The sequence below is a fragment of the Nocardia neocaledoniensis genome (assembly GCF_003182135.1).
GTDB classification, from domain to species: Bacteria; Actinomycetota; Actinomycetes; order Mycobacteriales; family Mycobacteriaceae; genus Nocardia; species Nocardia neocaledoniensis.
Window position 1 is genome coordinate 158693 of record NZ_QGTL01000003.1, and the last position, 18719, is coordinate 177411.

At 68.6% G+C, this 18719-nt stretch carries 19 protein-coding genes; 4 read left to right on the top strand and 15 right to left on the bottom strand.

What is annotated here, in order from left to right; all coding sequences use genetic code 11:
- Window positions 1-15 precede the first annotated feature (15 nt).
- Both trpS and DFR69_RS08985 read right to left on the bottom strand, forming a co-directional pair.
- Window positions 16-1047, bottom strand: a complete 1032-nt coding sequence (trpS, locus tag DFR69_RS08980; RefSeq protein WP_110037033.1) for a tryptophan--tRNA ligase — start codon at window positions 1045-1047, stop codon at window positions 16-18.
- 22 nt (window positions 1048-1069) lie between these two features.
- Window positions 1070-2014, bottom strand: coding sequence for an oxygenase MpaB family protein (locus DFR69_RS08985; RefSeq protein ID WP_110037034.1), 945 nt, complete (start codon window positions 2012-2014; stop codon window positions 1070-1072).
- 103 nt (window positions 2015-2117) lie between these two features.
- Here DFR69_RS08985 and DFR69_RS08990 point away from each other — a divergent pair, with 103 nt between their 5' ends.
- Complete coding sequence (locus DFR69_RS08990; protein WP_110037035.1) at window positions 2118-2756, top strand: TetR/AcrR family transcriptional regulator; 639 nt, start codon at window positions 2118-2120, stop codon at window positions 2754-2756.
- 109 nt (window positions 2757-2865) lie between these two features.
- Here DFR69_RS08990 and DFR69_RS35675 read toward each other — a convergent pair whose 3' ends face one another.
- The gene (locus DFR69_RS35675; RefSeq protein ID WP_341867795.1) at window positions 2866-3003 is read right to left on the bottom strand and encodes an ATP dependent DNA ligase; all 138 of its coding nucleotides are present in this window, start codon (window positions 3001-3003) and stop codon (window positions 2866-2868) included.
- 756 nt (window positions 3004-3759) lie between these two features.
- Here DFR69_RS35675 and DFR69_RS08995 point away from each other — a divergent pair.
- On the top strand, window positions 3760-4164 hold the full coding sequence (locus tag DFR69_RS08995; RefSeq protein ID WP_110037036.1) for a VOC family protein: 405 nt from the start codon (window positions 3760-3762) through the stop codon (window positions 4162-4164).
- A gap of 377 nt (window positions 4165-4541) precedes the next feature.
- Here DFR69_RS08995 and DFR69_RS09005 read toward each other — a convergent pair whose 3' ends face one another.
- From DFR69_RS09005 to DFR69_RS09015, 3 genes are read right to left on the bottom strand one after another with little or no spacing between them, the layout of a single operon-like run.
- Window positions 4542-5021, bottom strand: coding sequence for a barstar family protein (locus DFR69_RS09005; RefSeq protein ID WP_110037037.1), 480 nt, complete (start codon window positions 5019-5021; stop codon window positions 4542-4544).
- Window positions 5021-5524: a guanyl-specific ribonuclease gene (locus DFR69_RS09010; RefSeq protein ID WP_110037038.1), complete on the bottom strand. Its 504-nt coding sequence runs from the start codon at window positions 5522-5524 to the stop codon at window positions 5021-5023. The genes DFR69_RS09005 and DFR69_RS09010 overlap by 1 nt, the downstream gene beginning before the upstream one ends.
- Entirely contained in the window at window positions 5521-6300 is a 780-nt protein-coding gene (locus tag DFR69_RS09015; protein WP_110037515.1) for an exodeoxyribonuclease III, read from the bottom strand. Before DFR69_RS09015 ends, DFR69_RS09010 begins: the two co-directional genes overlap by 4 nt.
- Window positions 6301-6371: 71 nt before the next feature.
- Between DFR69_RS09015 and DFR69_RS09020 the strand changes: the two genes are divergently transcribed.
- Entirely contained in the window at window positions 6372-7226 is an 855-nt protein-coding gene (locus DFR69_RS09020) for an alpha/beta fold hydrolase (RefSeq protein WP_110037516.1), read from the top strand.
- Window positions 7227-7271: 45 nt separating this feature from the next.
- On the opposite strand, the gene DFR69_RS09025 is transcribed toward DFR69_RS09020, so the two are convergent.
- Genes DFR69_RS09025 through DFR69_RS09045 form a run of 5 tightly spaced genes read right to left on the bottom strand, consistent with a single transcriptional unit; the run spans window position 7272 to window position 11975 of the window.
- On the bottom strand, window positions 7272-8498 hold the full coding sequence (locus DFR69_RS09025; RefSeq protein WP_110037039.1) for an acyl-CoA dehydrogenase family protein: 1227 nt from the start codon (window positions 8496-8498) through the stop codon (window positions 7272-7274).
- Window positions 8499-8512: 14 nt separating this feature from the next.
- Window positions 8513-9394, bottom strand: coding sequence for an SDR family oxidoreductase (locus tag DFR69_RS09030; protein ID WP_167456201.1), 882 nt, complete (start codon window positions 9392-9394; stop codon window positions 8513-8515).
- 26 nt (window positions 9395-9420) lie between these two features.
- Entirely contained in the window at window positions 9421-10296 is an 876-nt protein-coding gene (locus tag DFR69_RS09035) for a MaoC/PaaZ C-terminal domain-containing protein (protein WP_110037040.1), read from the bottom strand.
- Window positions 10297-10305: 9 nt separating this feature from the next.
- Entirely contained in the window at window positions 10306-10740 is a 435-nt protein-coding gene (locus DFR69_RS09040; protein WP_110037041.1) for a type II toxin-antitoxin system Rv0910 family toxin, read from the bottom strand.
- 17 nt (window positions 10741-10757) lie between these two features.
- Entirely contained in the window at window positions 10758-11975 is a 1218-nt protein-coding gene (locus DFR69_RS09045; RefSeq protein ID WP_110037042.1) for a lipid-transfer protein, read from the bottom strand.
- 192 nt (window positions 11976-12167) lie between these two features.
- Between DFR69_RS09045 and DFR69_RS09050 the strand changes: the two genes are divergently transcribed.
- Window positions 12168-13793, top strand: coding sequence for a purine-cytosine permease family protein (locus DFR69_RS09050; protein WP_110037043.1), 1626 nt, complete (start codon window positions 12168-12170; stop codon window positions 13791-13793).
- 60 nt (window positions 13794-13853) lie between these two features.
- On the opposite strand, the gene DFR69_RS09055 is transcribed toward DFR69_RS09050, so the two are convergent.
- The 4 genes from DFR69_RS09055 to glpK all read right to left on the bottom strand — a co-directional run bounded on the left by DFR69_RS09055 (window position 13854) and on the right by glpK (window position 18639).
- The gene (locus tag DFR69_RS09055; RefSeq protein ID WP_110037044.1) at window positions 13854-14603 is read right to left on the bottom strand and encodes an SDR family oxidoreductase; all 750 of its coding nucleotides are present in this window, start codon (window positions 14601-14603) and stop codon (window positions 13854-13856) included.
- A 128-nt stretch (window positions 14604-14731) separates the two neighbouring features.
- Window positions 14732-15370, bottom strand: coding sequence for a TetR/AcrR family transcriptional regulator (locus tag DFR69_RS09060; protein WP_110037045.1), 639 nt, complete (start codon window positions 15368-15370; stop codon window positions 14732-14734).
- A gap of 42 nt (window positions 15371-15412) precedes the next feature.
- The gene (locus DFR69_RS09065) at window positions 15413-17122 is read right to left on the bottom strand and encodes a glycerol-3-phosphate dehydrogenase/oxidase (RefSeq protein WP_373867080.1); all 1710 of its coding nucleotides are present in this window, start codon (window positions 17120-17122) and stop codon (window positions 15413-15415) included.
- Window positions 17122-18639 (bottom strand): glycerol kinase GlpK, encoded by a 1518-nt coding sequence (glpK, locus tag DFR69_RS09070; protein WP_110037519.1) that lies wholly within the window; start codon window positions 18637-18639, stop codon window positions 17122-17124. The genes DFR69_RS09065 and glpK overlap by 1 nt, the downstream gene beginning before the upstream one ends.
- Window positions 18640-18719: the final 80 nt, after the last annotated feature.

Consider the following 18719-nt stretch of genomic DNA (forward strand, 5'->3'; position numbering starts at 1 on the left):
CAGGCGCACAACGTCTCAGCGAGCGAGGAAGCCCACCCGGTCGTACACCTGGGCCAGTGTGTTGCCTGCGATCTCCCGCGCCCGCTCGGAACCCGCCGCGAGAATCCGGTCCAGTTCTGCCTGATCCGACAGATACTCCTGCACCTTCTTCTGCACGGGTGTCACGAATTCGACCAGCGCGTCGGCCACCTCGGCCTTGAGATCACCGTAACCCTTGCCTGCGAAATTCTCCTCCAGGGTGACGATCGGAGTTTCGGTGAGCGAGCTCAGGATCACCAGCAGATTGCTCACGCCGGCCTTGTGCTCGGGGTCGTAGCGGATCTCGCGCTCGGTGTCGGTGACGGCCGACTTGACCTTCTTGGCGGTGACCTTGGGATCGTCGAGCAGGTTGATCAGCCCGGCGTCGGTGCTGGCCGACTTGCTCATCTTCGCGGTCGGATCCTGCAGGTCGAAGATCTTCGCGGTGCCCTTCACGATGTGCGGCTCCGGCACGACGAAGGTCTTCTTGAAGCGGGTGTTGAAGCGCTGGGCCAGGTTTCGGGTCAGCTCCAGGTGCTGGCGCTGGTCCTCGCCGACCGGCACCTGGTGCGGGCGGTAGAGCAGGATGTCGGCCGCCATCAGCACCGGGTAGGTGAACAGGCCGACGGTCGCGTTCTCCGAACCCTGCTTGGCCGACTTGTCCTTGAACTGCGTCATCCGGCTCGCCTCGCCGAAACCGGTGATGCAGCTCAGGACCCACGCGAGCTCGGCGTGCTCGGGGACCTGACTCTGCACGAACAGCGTGGACCTGGCCGGGTCGATGCCCAGCGCCAGCAGCTGCGCGGCGGCGGCCTTGGTGCGGCCGCGCAGCGCCTTGGGGTCCTGGCTGACGGTGATGGCGTGCATGTCCGGGATGAAGTAGAGCGCGTCGTACTCGTCCTGCATCGTCACCCAGTACTGCAGCGCACCCAGGTAGTTGCCGAGGTGGAAGGAGTCGCTGGTGGGCTGGATGCCCGACAGCACCCGCTGCTTGCGTTCGGCCGTCGCGGCCGGGGCAGGACTGGACATGCCCCCGATCTTTCCATGACCATCAAGCGGAATTTCGCTGCACCCAGTTGCGCGGATCGACACCCGGCATGCTCGGCTTGCCCGCGCGGACCATGCGCTGCTCGCGGCGGGCCAGCAGCTGATAGGACGGTGCGCTCGGCCCGGCCAGCGCACCGGCCAGTACGCGCGGCGCCAGCGGCGGGGCGACGTGCGCGGTGCGCAGGCTGCGGCACAGGGTGCTGTAGGCGAGCTGATCGGCCAGGCCCCATTCGATGCCGTACATCCGCCGGATCCGCTCCGGCAGGCTGCCCTGGATCAGCAGGTACAGCGTCGCGCCGACCTGCTCGGCGGGCGGGCGCAGGCGATAGGCCTTGCGGTGACCGGCCAGGTAGGAGCCCACCAGATGGGCCTCGTCGGTGAGGAACAGCTCCGGGGAGTTCAAGTAGCCGTCGAAGTAGCGGCGGAAGGCCGGGTAGTCCGCCGGCGCGGCGTCGCGGGGCATCCCGAACAGCTCGCCCCAGCGCACGTAGTCCTGGTAAAGGTCCTCGCGTTCAGTGGGCGTGAGCGTACGGACGAGCCGGTCGTACATCGCCTCGGCGGAGTCGAAGGTGAACGCCATGGTCATGAACATCAGGTGCGGATCGTGGGCCGCGTACGGCGTACCGGCGGGGTGGTGAGCGCCGGCGTCCTCGGGTAGGGCGCCGACCACCCGTTCATGCTTGCGCCGGGTGAAGGCCAGCGCGCGGTCGGCCTCGCTCCTGCTGCCGAGGAAGACCGCCTCGAACAGCGCGCCGGTGACGGCCAGCCGGGTGTAGGGCGTCGCGCGATGGGCGGTGTGCTCGCTGGTGCCGACGAACAGCAGCGGGTGCACCGCGCCGATCACCAGCGCCCGCACGCCGTAGGTCAGACCGACCGCCCGCTTGCTCATCACCCGTCGGATCATCGAATCGTCGGCGAAATATCCGGGTTCGCCCTGCCGTGCGGCCATGCTGCGCCTCCTCGTCGAGTGCATCTGGCAATAGAATCCACCAGAATTGGCAATCTGGCAAGGGTCTCTACCAGAAACATCTTCCGCGACGGCAGGACGCAGAATGGGAGCTGTGGCAGCACAACGCACCTACGGTGGCGTCTCGGCCGAACAGCGCCGGGCCCAACGCCGCACCGCCCTGCTGGACGCGGCGCTCGACATCGTCGCCGAAGAGGGGCAGGCCAAGCTCACCGTCGCGGGACTCTGCGCCCGCGCCGGGCTGAACGAGCGCTACTACTACGAGAATTTCGAGCATCGCGACGGCGTGCTCGAGGCCCTGCTCGACCGCATCGCCGAGGAACTGACCGGCGCCATCGTCGCCGCGCTGACCACGGCGCCTGCCGACAGCCGGGCCCAGTCACATGCCGCGATCGAGGCGGGCATCGCGGTGCTCATCGACGATCCGCGCAAGGCGAAGGCCGCGCTGATCGCGGGCATGGCGACACAGGAGCTGCGGGCCCGCACGGCCCGCACGGTGCGCGCGTTCTCCCGGCTGGTCGCCGCGGAAGGCACCGGTTTCTACGGGGTGGAGGTGCCGCAGAAGCTCGTCGACTTCCGCGCGATCTACCTCATCGGCGGGCTGACCCAGACCCTCACCACCTGGCTGGCAGGCGACCTGGATCTCACCCGCGAGGAACTGATCGACCAGGTCACCGAGGTCTTCGTCCTCCTCGGCGACGACCTCGCCGAACGGCACCGCTGACAAGTCGCCGGGGCCGGCCCAGCCGCCGAAGTCCGGGGACCCGGTCAACGAAGGGGCTCCGAGGAGGGTGAGGCGGAAGCCTACTGGCAAGCGGTCGGAGCCGACGCCGTCAGCCGACCTCGTCGGGGGTCTTGTCGGTGCGGATCCCGCGGGAGCTCGGGTGCCGCAGCAGCCCGTCGCTACCGACCTCGCGGTACTCGATATCGGCGATCGGCACCGGCACGACCCACCACGCCGCTCGCCGCACCGACGATGCGATGCATTGCCCGGCCGACGGGGCTGGGTAATCGAATCGGGTGAAGGGATCGGGTCAGTGACGCGGATCGTGCTGCTCTCCGAACGCCTGGCGCGATTCGAGTAATCCACCGCGAAACGCGCATATCCCGGCGGCGAGACCGAACGCGAGACTCATCGCCAAGAGCGGTCGCCCGGCGGCGCGGCCGCGACTGGTCGTGTCCTAGTCAGCGTCCGGACCACGTGAACTCTACGTAGACCGGCGTAGCCGACTACGGCATTCGCCGGATGCGCGACATCCGCGGCGGACCGACAATGGAGCGGGTGGGTTCACCGGGCGTGAGCGGTGAACATGAAAGTTCTGGAATACGGTGCGTCGATCACCTTCGCCGGGATCGCCTGTACCAGCGCCACGGACGGCGTTCGGTGTACCCACGGCGACCGCTACTTCCGGATCTCGAGCGATTCCTATGAATTCGGCTGAGACCGAGACTTCGACCCGAGTGGCTGCGGGCAAGTTCGAGATCTTCGCTGATCAGGGCGGCAAGTGCCGGTGGCGGCTGAAGGCCGGGCAACGGCGAGACCATCGCCGCGAGCCAGGCGTATGAGTCCAAGGACGGGGGGCCGGGAAGGGCATCGCCTCGGTTGACTCCTATGCTCCGCGGCGCCACCGCGGAAAACGATCGTTCACCGACACTGGTGGCGGCATCGAGGCGAGCGATCAGCGGCATGTGCGGATACCCGAGCGGCCACGCCATAGGCTCTTCGAGTGCACCTGGAGCTCATCACGATCATCGTTGAGGACTACGACTCGGCCATCGAATTCTTCGTCGAGAAGCTCGGTTTCGACCTCATCGAGGACTCGCCGTCGATGACCGACGACGGACGTCCCAAGCGATGGGTGATCGTTCGCCCGCCTGACGCGACGACGGGAATCCTGCTCGCACAAGCGGACGGCGAAAGGCAACAGCGCGCTATCGGCGACCAGGTCGCCGGCCGGGTCGGCTTCTTTCTGCGAGTCGCTGACTTCGCCGCGGCCTACCAGCGGATGCTCGCAGCCGGAGTGGCGTTCGTGACCGAGCCCCGCACCGAGCCCTACGGCCGGGTCGCCGTCTTCAACGACATCTCTGGAAACCGATGGGATCTACTCGGTCCGCCCGAATCCGCGGTGTGATGACTTCCTCGGGTGGTCGACGAAGACAAGAGGCGCGCGATCTTGGCTCGTCACGCCGAGGGCAGTCGCTCCGGGAATTCTCGCGCGCGGTCGGGGTCGGTCTGGCGGTGGTGCAGGGCGAAGTGCAGGCCGCGATGTCAGCTGATATGGCCTCTGGAATGTGAGCATTGAAGGTCGGCCGCGTGCACGTGGCACCGACCAGGGTCGGCGAGCGGCTCGAGGCCGCACGGGCGACCGGACTTCGTCGACGACGTGCAGCGCGTGCTGGTCTGGTCGATGACGTCGATCCGGTGGTGATGCGGCGGTTGGTCTGGGTGGCGACCGCGCGATTGTGCCGCGCTTGTTGCCTGGCACCACACCCCGACGCGCCCGAGCGGTCAGTCGGTGAGTGCCACCGCGTCGAAGGTCTCCGGCTCGCCCTGCAGGACGACGCGGAAGACGACGTCGCGGCGCGACCAGTAGGCCGCGCAGTCGCGCATGGCGCTGTCGAACCAGGCGCGCTCGTCGGGTTGTCCGGCGAGCAGGTCGGCCGCGTCGCGCACCACGGCCACGTAGCCGGGCGCGTCGCCGACGAAATCGTCCAGGTCGCGCAGGCATTCGTCGAAAGCGTCCTTGTTGGCGCCGAAGTAGTACGGGAACTGGAAGGCGGCGGCGAACTCGTCGAAGAGCGTGGCGAGCTCGCGCATCTTCGGCCCGCGCAGTTCGCGGACGCGGTAGTCGGCGGGGGCGTCGTAGCGGACGCCGCTGAACGCCGAGGCGTCGACCGCGAGGGCGCCGAGCACCGGCCGCGCGAGAGCGGCCGGTGCGTCGGTGGTGGGACGAGCAAGGAACTGCGACAGCGTCATTCGCTGTGTCATCAGCGCATCCTCGTGAAGGTCTCGTAGTGGTCGCCGGTGTACCAGGCGGTGCCGTCGCTGCCGGTGACGATGCGTTCGGCATCCCGACCCCGGTTGCGCTGCTTGGGATTGACATCCCACTCCTGGTAGGTCACCGGTTTGCCCGCCGAATCCTTGGGCGGCAGTTTGGTTCCCCGGTTCATCCACTGCTCGCCGCCCTTGGTGCCCGGCGCGTTCGCCGAATCGGGCCAGCGTCCCGCGTCGATCTCGACGAGGGTGGCGTAGGCGCGATCGGGCACGCCGGCGACCTTGGTGACCGGCGCGGCGCCGGTCGTCGCGGCGCTGGAATTGCCCGCGGGGGGACCGGGTTTGGGCGCGGTCTTGGACGTGGTGATCCCGGCGACCGGCTTGGTGGTGGTCGCGGCCGTGTTCTCCCCGCGACCGGTGAGCAGCGTGAAGCCGACCGCGAGGACGATCAGGACGAGCCCGCCGAGCAGGCCGAGCGTTTTGCGTGAGAGGTTCATCGGTACTGCACCGTAACGGGTGCGTGGTCGGACCACCGCTGGTCGTAGGCCGCGGCGCGCTCGACGACGGCCTGCTTGGCACGGCCGGGCAGCTCGCCGCGCGCGAGCTGATAGTCGATGCGCCAGCCCGAGTCGTTGTCGAAGGCGCGGCCGCGGTAGGACCACCAGCTGTAGGGACCCGCGACGTCGGGGTGGAGGGCGCGCACCACGTCGACGTAGCCCGCGGCCAGCAGTTCGGCGATCCAGGCCCGCTCCTCGGGCAGGAAGCCCGCCGACTTCTGGTTGCCCTTCCAGTTCTTCAGGTCCACCTCGGCGGGGGCGATGTTCCAGTCCCCGCTCACCACGAAATCGCCGGTGCGCGTCTTCAGGTAGGCGCCGAACTCGGCCATGAACCGGTACTTCTCGTCCTGCTTCGGGGTGTTCTCCTCGCCCGAGTGCACGTAGACGCTGGCGACGGTGAGGTCGTCGAAATCGGCCTCGACGTAGCGTCCCGACTGGGCGAACTCGCTGCTCCCGAACCCGATCCGCACCGCGTCGGGCGTGCGCCGCGACAGGATCGCGACCCCGGCCCTGCCCTTGGACTCCGGCTCGGCGTGTGTGAGCACCCACCCCGCGTCCAGCGCCGGGGCCAGCGCGGTGGCGACCTGCGCGTCGGTCGCCCTGGTCTCCTGCAGGCAGACGATGTCGGCCTCGGTCGCGGCCAACCACGGCACCATGCCCTTGGTCGCCGCGGCACGCACGCCGTTGACGTTCACGGTAGAGAGGATGAGAGCCATTCGGAAACCGTACAATGACAGGTCAGGAACGCGCCCTGAGGACATCGTTGTCCAGGAAGGGGTGAATGACGATGACGTCACGCACCGCGAAGCCCGCTGCCCCGCCCGCACCCGTCGCGGCCTTGCATCTCGGGTCCGGTGACCCGGTGCTGCTGTTGCACGGTTTCCTGTTGTCGCCGCACTGTTGGGAGCAGGTCGCGCGGCGGATGTCGGCCAGTTGCGAGGTCTACGCGCCCGCCTTCGCCGGGCACTGGGGCGGGCCGCGCGTGGAGGGCTGGTCGCTGGATGTGTACGCGCTGGCCGACCAGATCGAGGACCAGCTCGACGAGCTGGGCTGGCGCACCTGCCACATCGCGGGCAATTCCCTCGGCGGCTGGGTCGGCCTCGAGCTGGCCCGCCGCGGCCGGGCCCGCACTCTCACCACGGTGGCGGCGGCCGGTGGCTGGGCCTCGCCGTCGCTGAGCCAGTTCCGGGTGGGCCTGAAGTTCGCGGCGATGATCCCGTTCGTGGAGATCGGCAAGCGCCTGGGTGGTCTTGCGGTCAACAACGCGCTCATCCAGCAGGTGGCCGCCTTCCTGGTGAGCAAGAACACCGGCGCGGTCCCCCGCCGCGACCTGGCGGCCGTCCTCACGGCCGTGCTGCACTGCGACGCGATGATCCCGCTCATCCTCGGCAGCCTGCGCGCGCCGGGCATGGACGACCTCGGCGAACTCGCCACTCCGGTGCGGATGCTGCTCGCCGAGTACGACCGGATCATCCCCAACCACGTCTACGCCACCCGCTACCTGCGCGAACTGCCCGACTCCGCGGACCGCATCCTGGTCCACGGCGTCGGGCACGTGCCGATGCTGGAGGCGCCGGACCGGATCGCCACCCTCATCGCCGAGCACATCTACGCCAGCCGCGGGCACCTGCGCGCGGTCTGAACACGACGACACCCCGGCCCCTCGGGACCGGGGTGTCGTGCCGTGCTACTTGCCGAGCAGACCCTTGGCGATGTGGGTCACCTGGATCTCGTTGCTGCCCGCGTAGATCATCAGCGACTTCGCGTCGCGCGCGAGCTGTTCCACCCGGTATTCGCTCATGTAGCCGTTGCCGCCGAACAACTGCACCGCCTCCATGGCCACCTCGGTGGCGGCCTCCGAGCAGTACAGCTTCATCGCCGACGCCTCGGCCAGGCTCGGCGGCTTGCCCGCCTTGCTGCGCTCGAGCACGTTGAACACCATGTTCTGCACGTTGATCCGGGCCACCTCCATCTTCGCCAGCTTGAGCTGGATCAGCTGGAAACGCCCGATCTCCTGTCCCCACAGCGTGCGATTGCGCGCGTAGTCGACGCAGAGGCGGTGACACTCCTCGATGATGCCCAGCGCCATGAATCCCACGCCGATCCGCTCGGCGGTGAAACTCGCCCTGGCGCTTTCACGTCCGTCGCCGCCCTTGTGCTCCTCGGTCTCGCCGAGCAGCCGGTCCCGGCCGAGGCGGACGTTGTCGAAGAACAGTTCACCGGTCGGCGAGGAGTGCAGGCCCATCTTCTTGAACGGCTTGCCCTGGGTGAGCCCCTCCATGCCTTTGTCGAGCACGAAGGTGAGCACCTTGCGGTCACGCTTGTCGGCGCCGTCGCCCTCGTCGAGCTTGGCATAGACGATCATCACGTCCGCGCACGGGCCGTTGGTGATGAAGGTCTTCTGCCCGTTGAGAATGTAGTCCTCGCCATCGCGTTCGACGCGAGTCTTCATGCCGCCGAAGGCATCCGAACCGGAGTCGGGCTCGGTGATCGCCCACGAGGCCACCTTGCGCAACGTCACGATGTCGGCCAGCCAGCGCTCCTTCTGCGCGAGCGTGCCCCGCGACATGATGGTGGTGGCGCCGAGCCCGATGCTCACGCCGAGCGCCGACACCAAACCCATGCAGACGCCGGACAATTCACTGATCAGCACCGCCATCATGGACTGCTGCCCGCCGAACGGCGATCCGGCACCGGACTTCTCGCCGGAACCCGCCGCCTCCTTGGCCAGCATCTTGGCGACAGCGTCCTCGCCCATGGCGTCGATCCCGAACTGGCTGAACAGTTTCCGCAGGATCGGGTACGGCAGCATCTCCCCGCTGTCGAGGGCGTCCAGGTGGGGGCGCACCTCCTTGTCGATGAAGGTGCGCACCGCGTCGCGGATCATCAGATCCGTCTCGGACCATTCGATCATGTCGTCTCCCGTGCTCAGGGCAGCCGCACGGCGATGTCGTCGATCGCCCACGGCCCTTCGGTCTCGATGGTCTTCACGTCGTGCCAGCCGGCCAGCTCGGAGATGGCGCCGCCCTGCACGGCGAACACCTTGCCGGTGATCGGGCACTTGTCGGAGGCCAGGTAGGCCACCAGCGGCGAGATGTTGGCGGGACTGAACGCGTCGAAGCCGCCGGATTCCTCGGCCGCGGCGGCCTCGGCGGCGAACATCTCCCCCATGCCGGGGGTGGCGAGGGTGAGCCGGGTGCGCGCGATCGGCGCGATCGCGTTGACCCGCACGCCGTAACGACCCAGCTCCTCGGCCGCGACCAGGGTGAGCGCCGCGATGCCCGCCTTGGCCGCACCGTAGTTGGCCTGGCCCGCGTTGGGCAGGGTGACGCCCGAGGCCGAGGCCGTGTTAATGACGGCCGCGTTGGGCTGGTTGCCGGCCTTGCTCTGCGCCTTCCAGTAGGCGGCCGCGTGGTGCAGCACCGCGGCATGACCCTTGAGGTGCACGGCGATCACGGCGTCCCACTGGGTCTCGTCCATCGCGGCGACGAACACGTCGCGCAGGATGCCCGCGTTGTTCACGACGATGTCGAGCCCGCCGAACTCCGCGACGGCCTGCTCGATCAGGGTGCGCGCGCCGTCCCAGGTCGCGATGTTGTCGGTGTTGGCGACCGCCTCGCCGCCCGCGGCGCGGATCTCGTCGACGACCTGCTGGGCGGGGCCCACGTCGGCGCCTTCGCCCGCGTTGCTGCCGCCCAGATCGTTGACCACGATCTTGGCGCCTTCGCGGGCGAACAGCAGCGCGTGCTCCCGTCCGATGCCGCGCCCGGCGCCGGTGATCACGGCGACCTTGCCTGCCAGGGAACTCATGGATAGGACTCCTGTGTGTGAGTGGTTCAGTCGGCGATCACGGCGAGGCCGTCGCTGAGCACGACGTCCTCGCCGCGCACCGTCTCGAAGGCGTAGGTGGTGGCGCCGTCGGCGCTGGTGACGGGCCAGATCCGGGTCTGCAGATCGTCGCCGGGGAACACGAGCTTGGCGAAGCGCACCGCGAACCGTCGCAACCGGTGCACATCCGAGCCCGCGGTCGCGGTGAGCACGCCCCAGGAGGCCATCGCCATCGTGCACAGCCCGTGCGCGATGATGCCGGGCAGCCCGGCGTCCTTGGCGACCTGCTCGTCGAGGTGCAGCGGCACCGGGTCGCCGGAGGCGGGCGAGTACCGGAACGTCTGGTCGTCGTCGACGTGGTGCTCGACGACGGCGAACGGCGCCGTGGCCCTGAGGTTCTCGTCGAAACGATGCGCCGGAGCCTGCTCGCCCACCGACTTCCCCGCGTCGATGTTGCGGAAGAAGGCGGTCAGGTACTGCTCGTTCACCAGTTCGCCCGCCGCGTCGCGGCATTCGACCAGGATCGTGATGGTGGTCCCGGTGGACTTGCTCGTGTAGCCGACGGCCTTGGCTCGCGAGGTCAATTCCTCACCGGGCCGGATCGGCCGATGGAAGTGGAAGTCCTGCTCGCCGTGCACGACCCGGCCGAAGATGTCCATCGGCGCCACGTCGATGACGGGCATCATCATGGCCTCGAACACCGGCACGATCGCGAACACCGGCGGCGCGACGGCGCCCTCGCGGTGCGCCGGGATCGGGTCGTTGGTGGCCGCCGCGTACTCGCCGATCCGCTCGGCGGTGACGGCGAATTGCTCGGCGTCACTCCATTTCTCGAGGCCGGAGTCGTCGAACTCGACCGCCCGGCCCGCTGCCTGCGCTGTCATCGGCGCGCCTTACGCCGAGGCCAGCGCGTCGAGCTGGTCGAGGGACTTGTCCAGCTGGGTGTGACCGTCCTTCTCCACCGCCTTGCCCAGCGCGCCCTTGATCAGGGCGCCCTCGAAATCGCCGGAGACCACGATGGTGCTGCCGGTGCCGTCGGGCTGGATGTCGAAGGTGAATTCGGTACGCACACCGGCCATTCCGGCGCCGGTGAGCGTCAAACGGTTCGGCACCTCGACGGCCTTGACCGTCCACTCCATCTTGTTCGCCATGCCGAGCATGACGATCTTGGCGACCAGGCCGGCGCCCTCGGTGAGCACCGTCGGCGGTTCCTCCATGAACCGCTCGTGGATGGTGAACCACTTGTCCCAGGTCTGCGGGTCGGAGACGACCGCCCACAGGGCCTCGGGGCTCGCGGTGACGGACTTGGTGGCTTCGATGTGTCCCATGTCGGTTCTCCTGTGGGTCAGCGCACGGCGCGCTGGTAGGCGGTGACCACGGCGGCGCCGCCGAGGCCGATGTTGTGCTGCAGTGCGGCGGTGACGTCGCCGACCTGGCGCTTGTCGGCGGTGCCGCGCAGCTGCCAGGTGAGCTCGGAGCACTGGGCGAGCCCGGTGGCGCCGAGTGGATGCCCCTTGGAGATCAGTCCGCCGGAGGGGTTGACGACCCACTTGCCGCCGTAGGTGGTCTGGCCCGCGTCGATCAGCTTCCCGGCCTCGCCCTCGCCACACAGCCCGAGCGCCTCGTAGAGCAGCAGTTCGTTGGCGGAGAAGCAGTCGTGCAGCTCGATCACCTGGAAGTCCTCGGCGCCGAGCCCGGCCTGGTCGTACACCAGCTGCGCCGCTTTGACATTCATGTCGTAGCCGATGAGGTTCTTGGCGGTGCCGTCGAAGGTCGAGGCGAAGTCGGTGGTCATCGCCTGCCCCACGATCTCGACCGCCTGCGCCGACAGATCGTGCCGGTCGACGAACGCCTCACTCGCCAGGATCACCGCGCCCGAACCGTCGGAGGTCGGCGAGCACTGCAGCTTGGTGAGCGGGTCGTAGATCATCCGCGAACCGAGGATGTCGTCGAGCGAATATTCGTCCTGGAACTGCGAATACGGGTTGTTCACCGAGTGCTTGTGGTTCTTGTGGCCGATCTTGGCGAAGTGCTCGGCGGTGGTGCCGTACTGCTTCATGTGCTCGCGGCCCGCCGCGCCGAACATCCACGGCGCCACCGGGAACAGCACCTCGGAGATCTCGGCCAGGGCCAGCACGTGCTTACCCATCGGCTGCTCGCGGTCGTCCCAGGTGGAGGCCAGCGAGCCCGGCTGCATCTTCTCGAAGCCCAGCGCCAGCGTGCACTCGGCCAGGCCACCCCGAATCGCCTGGGCCGCGAGGTAGAGCGCGGTCGAGCCGGTCGAACAGTTGTTGTTGACGTTGACGACCGGGATGCCTGTCATGCCCAGCTCGTAGACCGCGCGCTGACCGGACGTGGACTCGCCGTAGACGTAGCCCACGTAGGCCTGCTCGACCTCGCGGTAGTCGATGCCCGCATCGGCCAGCGCCTTGGTGCCCGACTCGCGGGCCATGTCCGGATAATCCCAGGCCCTGGTGGTTCCATCGGCCTCCTCGACCTGCCTGCGGCCCGGCTTCTCGAACTTCGTCATCCCGACGCCGATCACATAGACCTTGTTCGCCATCGATCTCCCATCCTCGCGCGTGGCCACAAACATACAGCTCTGCATGTATCTTCACAACGGTTTCGGTGACGCCGGTCACCATCGGGGTGCGTAACAGCGGCGTAACGGTTCGGAAAATTGCCGTCTACATCCATCGAGGACCGTCGGTGAGTCGCACGAATTCGTGGGGCGAGCAGATGAGGGAGAGAGGCAATGGCCGGAGCAGATACCGCCGCCAAAGAGACACTCGAGGACTACACGCTGCGTTTCGCCCCGCGGAGCTACCGCAAATGGAGCCCGGCGGTGGTCGGCATCTCGGCGCTCGGCGGCATCGCGTATCTGGCCGATTTCGCCATCGGCGCGAATATCGGTATCGCCCACGGCACCGGAAACGCGCTGATCGGGATCGGTATCTTCGCCGTCGTCGTGATGCTCACCGGCTTCCCGCTGGCCTATTACGCGGCGCGCTACAACATCGATCTGGATTTGATAACGCGCGGCAGCGGATTCGGTTATTACGGCTCGGTGATCACCAATATCGTGTTCGCCTCGTTCACCTTCATCTTCTTCGCGCTCGAAGGTTCGATCATGGCGCAGGGCCTGGAATTGGGCCTCGGAATTCCGCTCTGGCTGGGTTATCTGGCCTCGACGGTGATCATCTTCCCGCTGGTCATCTACGGCATGAACACGCTGGCCAAACTGCAGGTGTGGACCACTCCCCTGTGGCTGCTGCTGATGGTCGCGCCGTTCGGCTTTCTGCTGCTGCGCCATCCCGACTCGGTCGGCTCGTTCTTCGCCTACGGCGGCAAGGACGGCGCCGGGGTGAGCCTGTCGGGCGCGCTGCTGGCCGCCGGTGTGTGCCTGTCGCTGATCGCCCAGATCGCCGAGCAGATCGACTACCTGCGCTTCATGCCGCCGCGCACCCCCGAGAACCGCGCCAAGTGGTGGGGCTGGATGCTGCTCGCCGGGCCGGGCTGGGTGATCTTCGGTGCCGCCAAGCAGGTCGTCGGCCTGTTCCTCGCCGTCTACCTGATCGCCAATCTGCCCGCCGCGCAGGGCATCGCGAACCAGCCGGTGCACCAGTTCCTGGAGATCTACCGCGACATGGTGCCGGGCTGGCTGGCCATGACGCTGGCCGTGGTGCTCGTGGTGATCAGCCAGATCAAGATCAATGTCACCAACGCCTACTCGGGCTCGCTGGCCTGGACCAACTCCTACACCCGCGTCACCAAGACCTACCCGGGCCGGCTGGTGTTCCTGGTGGTCAACCTGGCCATCGCGCTGGTGCTGATGGAAGCCGACATGTTCGACTTCCTCAACAACATCCTCGGCTTCTACGCCAACTGCGGCATCGCCTGGATCGTCACCGTGGCCACCGACATCGCGGTCAACAAGTACCTGCTGAAGATCTCGCCGAAGGTCCCGGAGTTCCGGCGCGGCATGCTCTACGACTTCAACCCGGTGGGCCTGGTCGGCTTCGGGCTCTCGGCGGTGCTGTCGATCATGACCTTCTTCGGACTCTTCGGTGAGCTGCTGAAGCCGTACTCGCCGCTGGTCGCGGTGCTGGTGGCGTTCGTCGCCACCCCGCTCACCGCGGTCCTCACCAAGGGCAAGTACTACCTGCGCCGCGCCGACGACGGCATCGAACTGCCGATGTTCGACGAGCACGGCAACCCGTCGGGCGACCTGCTGCCCTGCCACGTCACCGGGCTCGAGTTCGAGCGGCCCGACATGATCGCCTCCGCGGTGCCGGGGCCCGAGGGCGAGATCCAGTACATCAGCTCGCTGGCGCTGTCGACGGACCGCGAGGGCAAGCACCTGCTGCCGCGCCAGCACTGACCGCGTGCGCGAAGGCCGTACCGGGCGAACACCTTTCGCCGGGTACGGCCTTCGTCGTGCTCAGAGCAGCTTGCGGACCAGCGGCAGCGGCAGGGTGCGCAGGGCGAAGCCGATCGGGATCCAGGGCCAGTCCGGCACATAGGCCTTGGCGCGGCGCTTCTCGATGGCGGCGACCATGGCGCGCACGCCGGTCTCGGTGTCCACCATGAACTTCGGTTCGTGCTTGATGCGATCGTTCATCTCCGAGCGGATGTAGCCCGGGTAGATCACCGAGACATCAACGCCGGGAACGGCTTCGGCGCGCAGCCCCTCGGCGAGCGCGGCGACGCCCGCCTTGGTGGCGGCGTAGGTGGTGAGGGTCTTGGGCATGCCGCGCAGGCCGGAGATCGAGGAGATCATCACCAGGTGGCCGCGGCCTTGCGCGCGGAAGATCGACATCGCGGCCTCGGTCTGGGCCAGGGCGGCGAGGAAGTTCACCACCGCGGTCTCCCGGTTGGCGGCGTGCTTGCCGGTGCCCAGCGGTGCGCCCTTGCCGAGGCCGGCGTTGACGATCACCCGGTCGATGCCGCCGAACTCGGCGGCGAACGCGTCGAAGACGGTGAACACGGCGGCGTCATCGGTAACGTCGAGCTGTTTCACCGCCACGACCCGCTCGGGGTGCGCGGCCAGGATCTCGGTGCGCAGCTCGTCGAGCCGTTCGGTGCGGCGCGCGCACAGGCCGAGGTCATAGCCGAGTGCGGCGAACTGGCGGGCCATCTCGGCGCCCAGACCGGAGCTGGCGCCGGTGATCACGATGGTGCCCCGGCTCACGACGTCACCGCCGGTGCCGACGAGGGCTCGATGTGCGATTCCATGCGCTTCACGCTAGCCATCCGCCCCCACGGGCGGAACCGATCACCGCGAACGCGCTGGTGATCACCGCGGTCCCCGGTTCGTGATCAGCGCGGACCCGAGGCGATCACCGTGGCCGCGGCGGCACGCAGGTCGACCATGGCACGACGCCAGCGGCGGTGCGCGCGCTCCGGGTCGGGGACGACGAAATTGGCGACGAGGATGCCGCGGAGCGCGTCCATGGCGGTGTAGGTGAAGTCGCGGGCGCCCTTGCGGTGCAGGTCGTCCGGGATCAGTTCGGCGATGGCGCGCAGCACCGCCGTGTTGACCACGGGCTCGACCTCCTCCATCGCCGCGGCCAGCACCGGATCGGTGCGGCCCGCCACCCACAGCTCCACCGTCGCGATGAACAGCGGACCCTGGTGCAGGTCCCAGAGGAACTCGAGCGCGGCGCCGACCGGGTCGTCGCCCACCCGCACCTGTGTCATCTCGCTCATGGCGGCCGCGACCCGGCGCTCGGCGAGGTGCTTGATCGCGGCGACCACGAGATCGTGCTTGGACCCGAAGTGGTGCACCTGGGCCCCGCGCGTGACGCCGGCCCGCTCGGCGACGCGCGGCGTGGTGGTGCCCGCGTAGCCGTATTCGACCAGGCAGTCGATGGTCGCGTCGAGCAGGCGGACGCGCATCTCGCTGCTGCGCTGCTCCTGTGTCCGCCGCTGCGGTCTGTCGGCTGCGGTGCTGGTCATCGGCCGATCTTACCGCTTACATACAGACCTGTTGGTAAGCGGTCACCGCACGGCGACCAGCCGGGCGGAGTTCGCCGATTCGTCGTCACCCGCCTCGTTGGCGGCCAGTTCGGCGTGCACCCGATCGAAGTAGCGGTTGATCTCGGCGTTCGTCCGCTCGTCATCCCAGCCGAGCAGCGGCGCGATCAGCCGGGCGATCTCCGGCGCGGCGGCCAGGCCGCGGTCCGGGACCTCGATGGAGATGCGGGTGCGGCGGGTGAGCAGGTCGTCCAGGTGCAGCGCGCCCTCGTGGGTCACCGCGTAGACGGCCTCCGCGGCGAGGTAGTCGGGGGCACCCGGAATCGGCTGCCGCAGCGTGGCATCGGCCGCGATCAGCTCGAAGATGTCGGTGGCCAGCGAGCCGTAGCGCCCGAGCAGGTGCTCGACGACCTCGAGCGGCAGGCCCACCGACGCGGCCAGCTCGGCGGCCTCGGCGAGCATCTCGGCATACCCCTGCGCACCGACGATCGGCAGCCGCGCCGTTCCGGAGGCGGGGATGTCACCACCGAGCCGGGCGGTGACTGCGTCGACGACATCGGCGGCCATCACCCGGTAGGTCGTGTACTTGCCGCCGGCGATCACGAACAGCCCCGGCACCGGCTCGGCGACGGCGTGCTCACGGGACAGCTTGGCGGTCTCCTTGGACGCGCCGGTCATCAGCGGGCGCAGCCCGGCGTAGGTGCCGACGATGTCGGCCCTGGTCAGCGGCTCGCGCAGCAGCGCGTTGACGTGGTCGAGAATGTACTGGACGTCGGCGGCGGTGGCCGTGGGGTGGTCCTTGTCCAGCGACCACGCGGTGTCGGTGGTGCCGATGATCCAGTGCTCGGCCCACGGGATCACGAACAGCACCGACTTCTCGGTGCGCATGATCAGGCCGGTGCGCAGGTCGAGCCGGTCGCGCGGCACCAGGATGTGCACGCCCTTGGACATCTGCACGTGGAACGGGAAGTCGACGCCGGTCATCTTGATCATGTCGTCGGTCCACACCCCGGTCGCGCTGATCACGCTGCGGGCCCGGATCGTGTGGGCGGCACCGGTTTCCAGGTCGACCACGTGGGCGCCGACGACCTGCTCGCCGTCGCGCACGAGCCCGGTGACCTTGGTGCGGGTCAGCACGGTCGCGCCGTGTTCGGCGGCGGTCCTGGCGATCATCATGGTGTGGCGGGCGTCGTCGACCTGGGCGTCGTAGTAGCGGATCGCACCGGTCATCGCGTCCTCGCGCAGGGCGGGGGCGAGTTCCAGTGCGCCGGAACGGGTCAGGTGCTTGTGCATGGGCACCGCGCGCGCTCCGCCGAGGGTGTCGTAGAGCGCGACGCCCGCGCCGATGTAGGCGCGCTCCCAGACCCGATGCCGCAGCGGGAACAGGAACGGCACCGGATGCACCAGGTGCGGGGCGAGCGTGTTCAGCAACAGCCCACGCTCTTTCAGCGCCTCGCGGACCAGCGCGAAGTCCAGCTGCTCGAGATAGCGCAGACCGCCGTGGATGAGCTTGGACGAGCGGCTCGAGGTGCCCGCGGCGAAATCGCGGGCCTCGACGAGGGTCACCGACAGGCCGCGCGAGGCCGCGTCGAGCGCGGCGCCCGCGCCGGTGACACCGCCGCCGATCACCAGCACATCGATCTCGCGGTCGCCTAGGGCGGCGATCGCCGCGGCGCGGTAGGTGGGGTCCAGGGAAACGGACACGGCTTGCTCCTTGTCGAGGTGATCGTGCATCAGTCGAGTTCGGCCCAGTCGAGGGTGCGTTCGACGGCCTTGTGCCAGCGGCGGTAGCCGCGTTCGCGCTGCTCGCCGGACCAGGAGGGGAACCAGCGGACGTCTTCGTGCCAGTTCGCGAGCAGTTCGTCGGTGGAGTCCCAGACCCCGACCGCGAGCCCGGCCGCGTAGGCGGCGCCGAGCGCGGTGGTCTCGGCGACGACCGGCCGCGAGACCGGGACGCCGAGCAGGTCGGCCTGGATCTGCATGGCGAGCTTGTTCATGGTGACGCCGCCGTCGACCCGCAGCGTCGCCAGCCGCACGCCGGAATCGCGCTGCATCGCCTCGACCACGTCGCGGGTCTGGTAGGCGATGGATTCCAGTGTCGCCCTGGCCAAGTGGGCGTTGTTGCTGTATCGCGACAGGCCGACGACCGCGCCGCGCGCGTCGGGGCGCCAGTACGGCGCGAACAGACCGGAGAACGCGGGCACGAAGTACACGCCACCGGAGTCGGCGACCTGCCCGGCCAGGTCCTCGATCTGCGCCGCACCCGCGATGACGCCGAGCTGATCACGCAGCCACTGCACGGCCGACCCGGTGACCGCGATCGAGCCCTCCAGCGCGTAGACCGGTTTGTCGTCGCCGAAGCGGTAAGCGACGGTGGTGATCAGGCCGTGGTTCGAGCGGACGATCTCGGTGCCGGTGTTGAGCATCAGGAAATTGCCGGTGCCATAGGTGTTCTTGGCCTCGCCCGGCTGGAAACACACCTGCCCGACGCTCGCGGCCTGCTGGTCGCCGAGGACGCCGGCGATCGGGACCGCGCCCTTGAACGGGCCGTCGGGATTCGTGGTGCCGAAACCGGCCGGGTTCGACGACGGCGCGATGGCGGGCAGCACGGCGCGCGGGATGTCGAAGATCCGCAGGAGTTCGTCGTCCCAGCGCAGCGTCTCGAGGTCCATGAGCATGGTGCGCGAGGCGTTGGTGGGATCGGTGACGTGCACGCCGCCGCGGACACCGCCGGTGAGGTTCCAGATCAGCCAGGTGTCGAGGGTGCCGAACAGGGCGTCACCGCGTTCGGCGTCGGCCCGCACGCCCTCGACGTTGTCGAGGATCCAGCGCAGCTTGCCGCCCGAGAAGTACGGGGCGGGGGGCAATCCGGTCCGCTCGCGGATCAGATCGGTGTGCCCGGCCGCGTCGAGCGCGGCGATGAGGCGGTCGGTGCGGGTGTCCTGCCAGACGATCGCGTTGTAGTACGGGCGGCCGGTGTGGCGGTTCCAGACGACGGTGGTCTCGCGCTGGTTGGTGACCCCGATCGCGGCCAGATCGGCGGCGGTGAGATCGGCGGTGGCCAGCGCGGTCTTGACGACGGTGCGGGTGCGCTCCCAGATCTCGTCCGGATTGTGTTCGACCCAGCCCGCTCTCGGCATGATCTGCTCGTGTTCGAGCTGGTGCCGGGCGATCACGCTGCCCGTGTGGTCGAAAACCATGAAGCGCGTCGACGTCGTGCCCTGGTCGATCGCACCCACATACCGGTTCATCGCGGTCCTTTCGAGGGACTCGCCGTCGAGTCCGTCCACCGGGCGCACGGTCGCCGCCGGGCCCGCGCTCCACGCTAGAA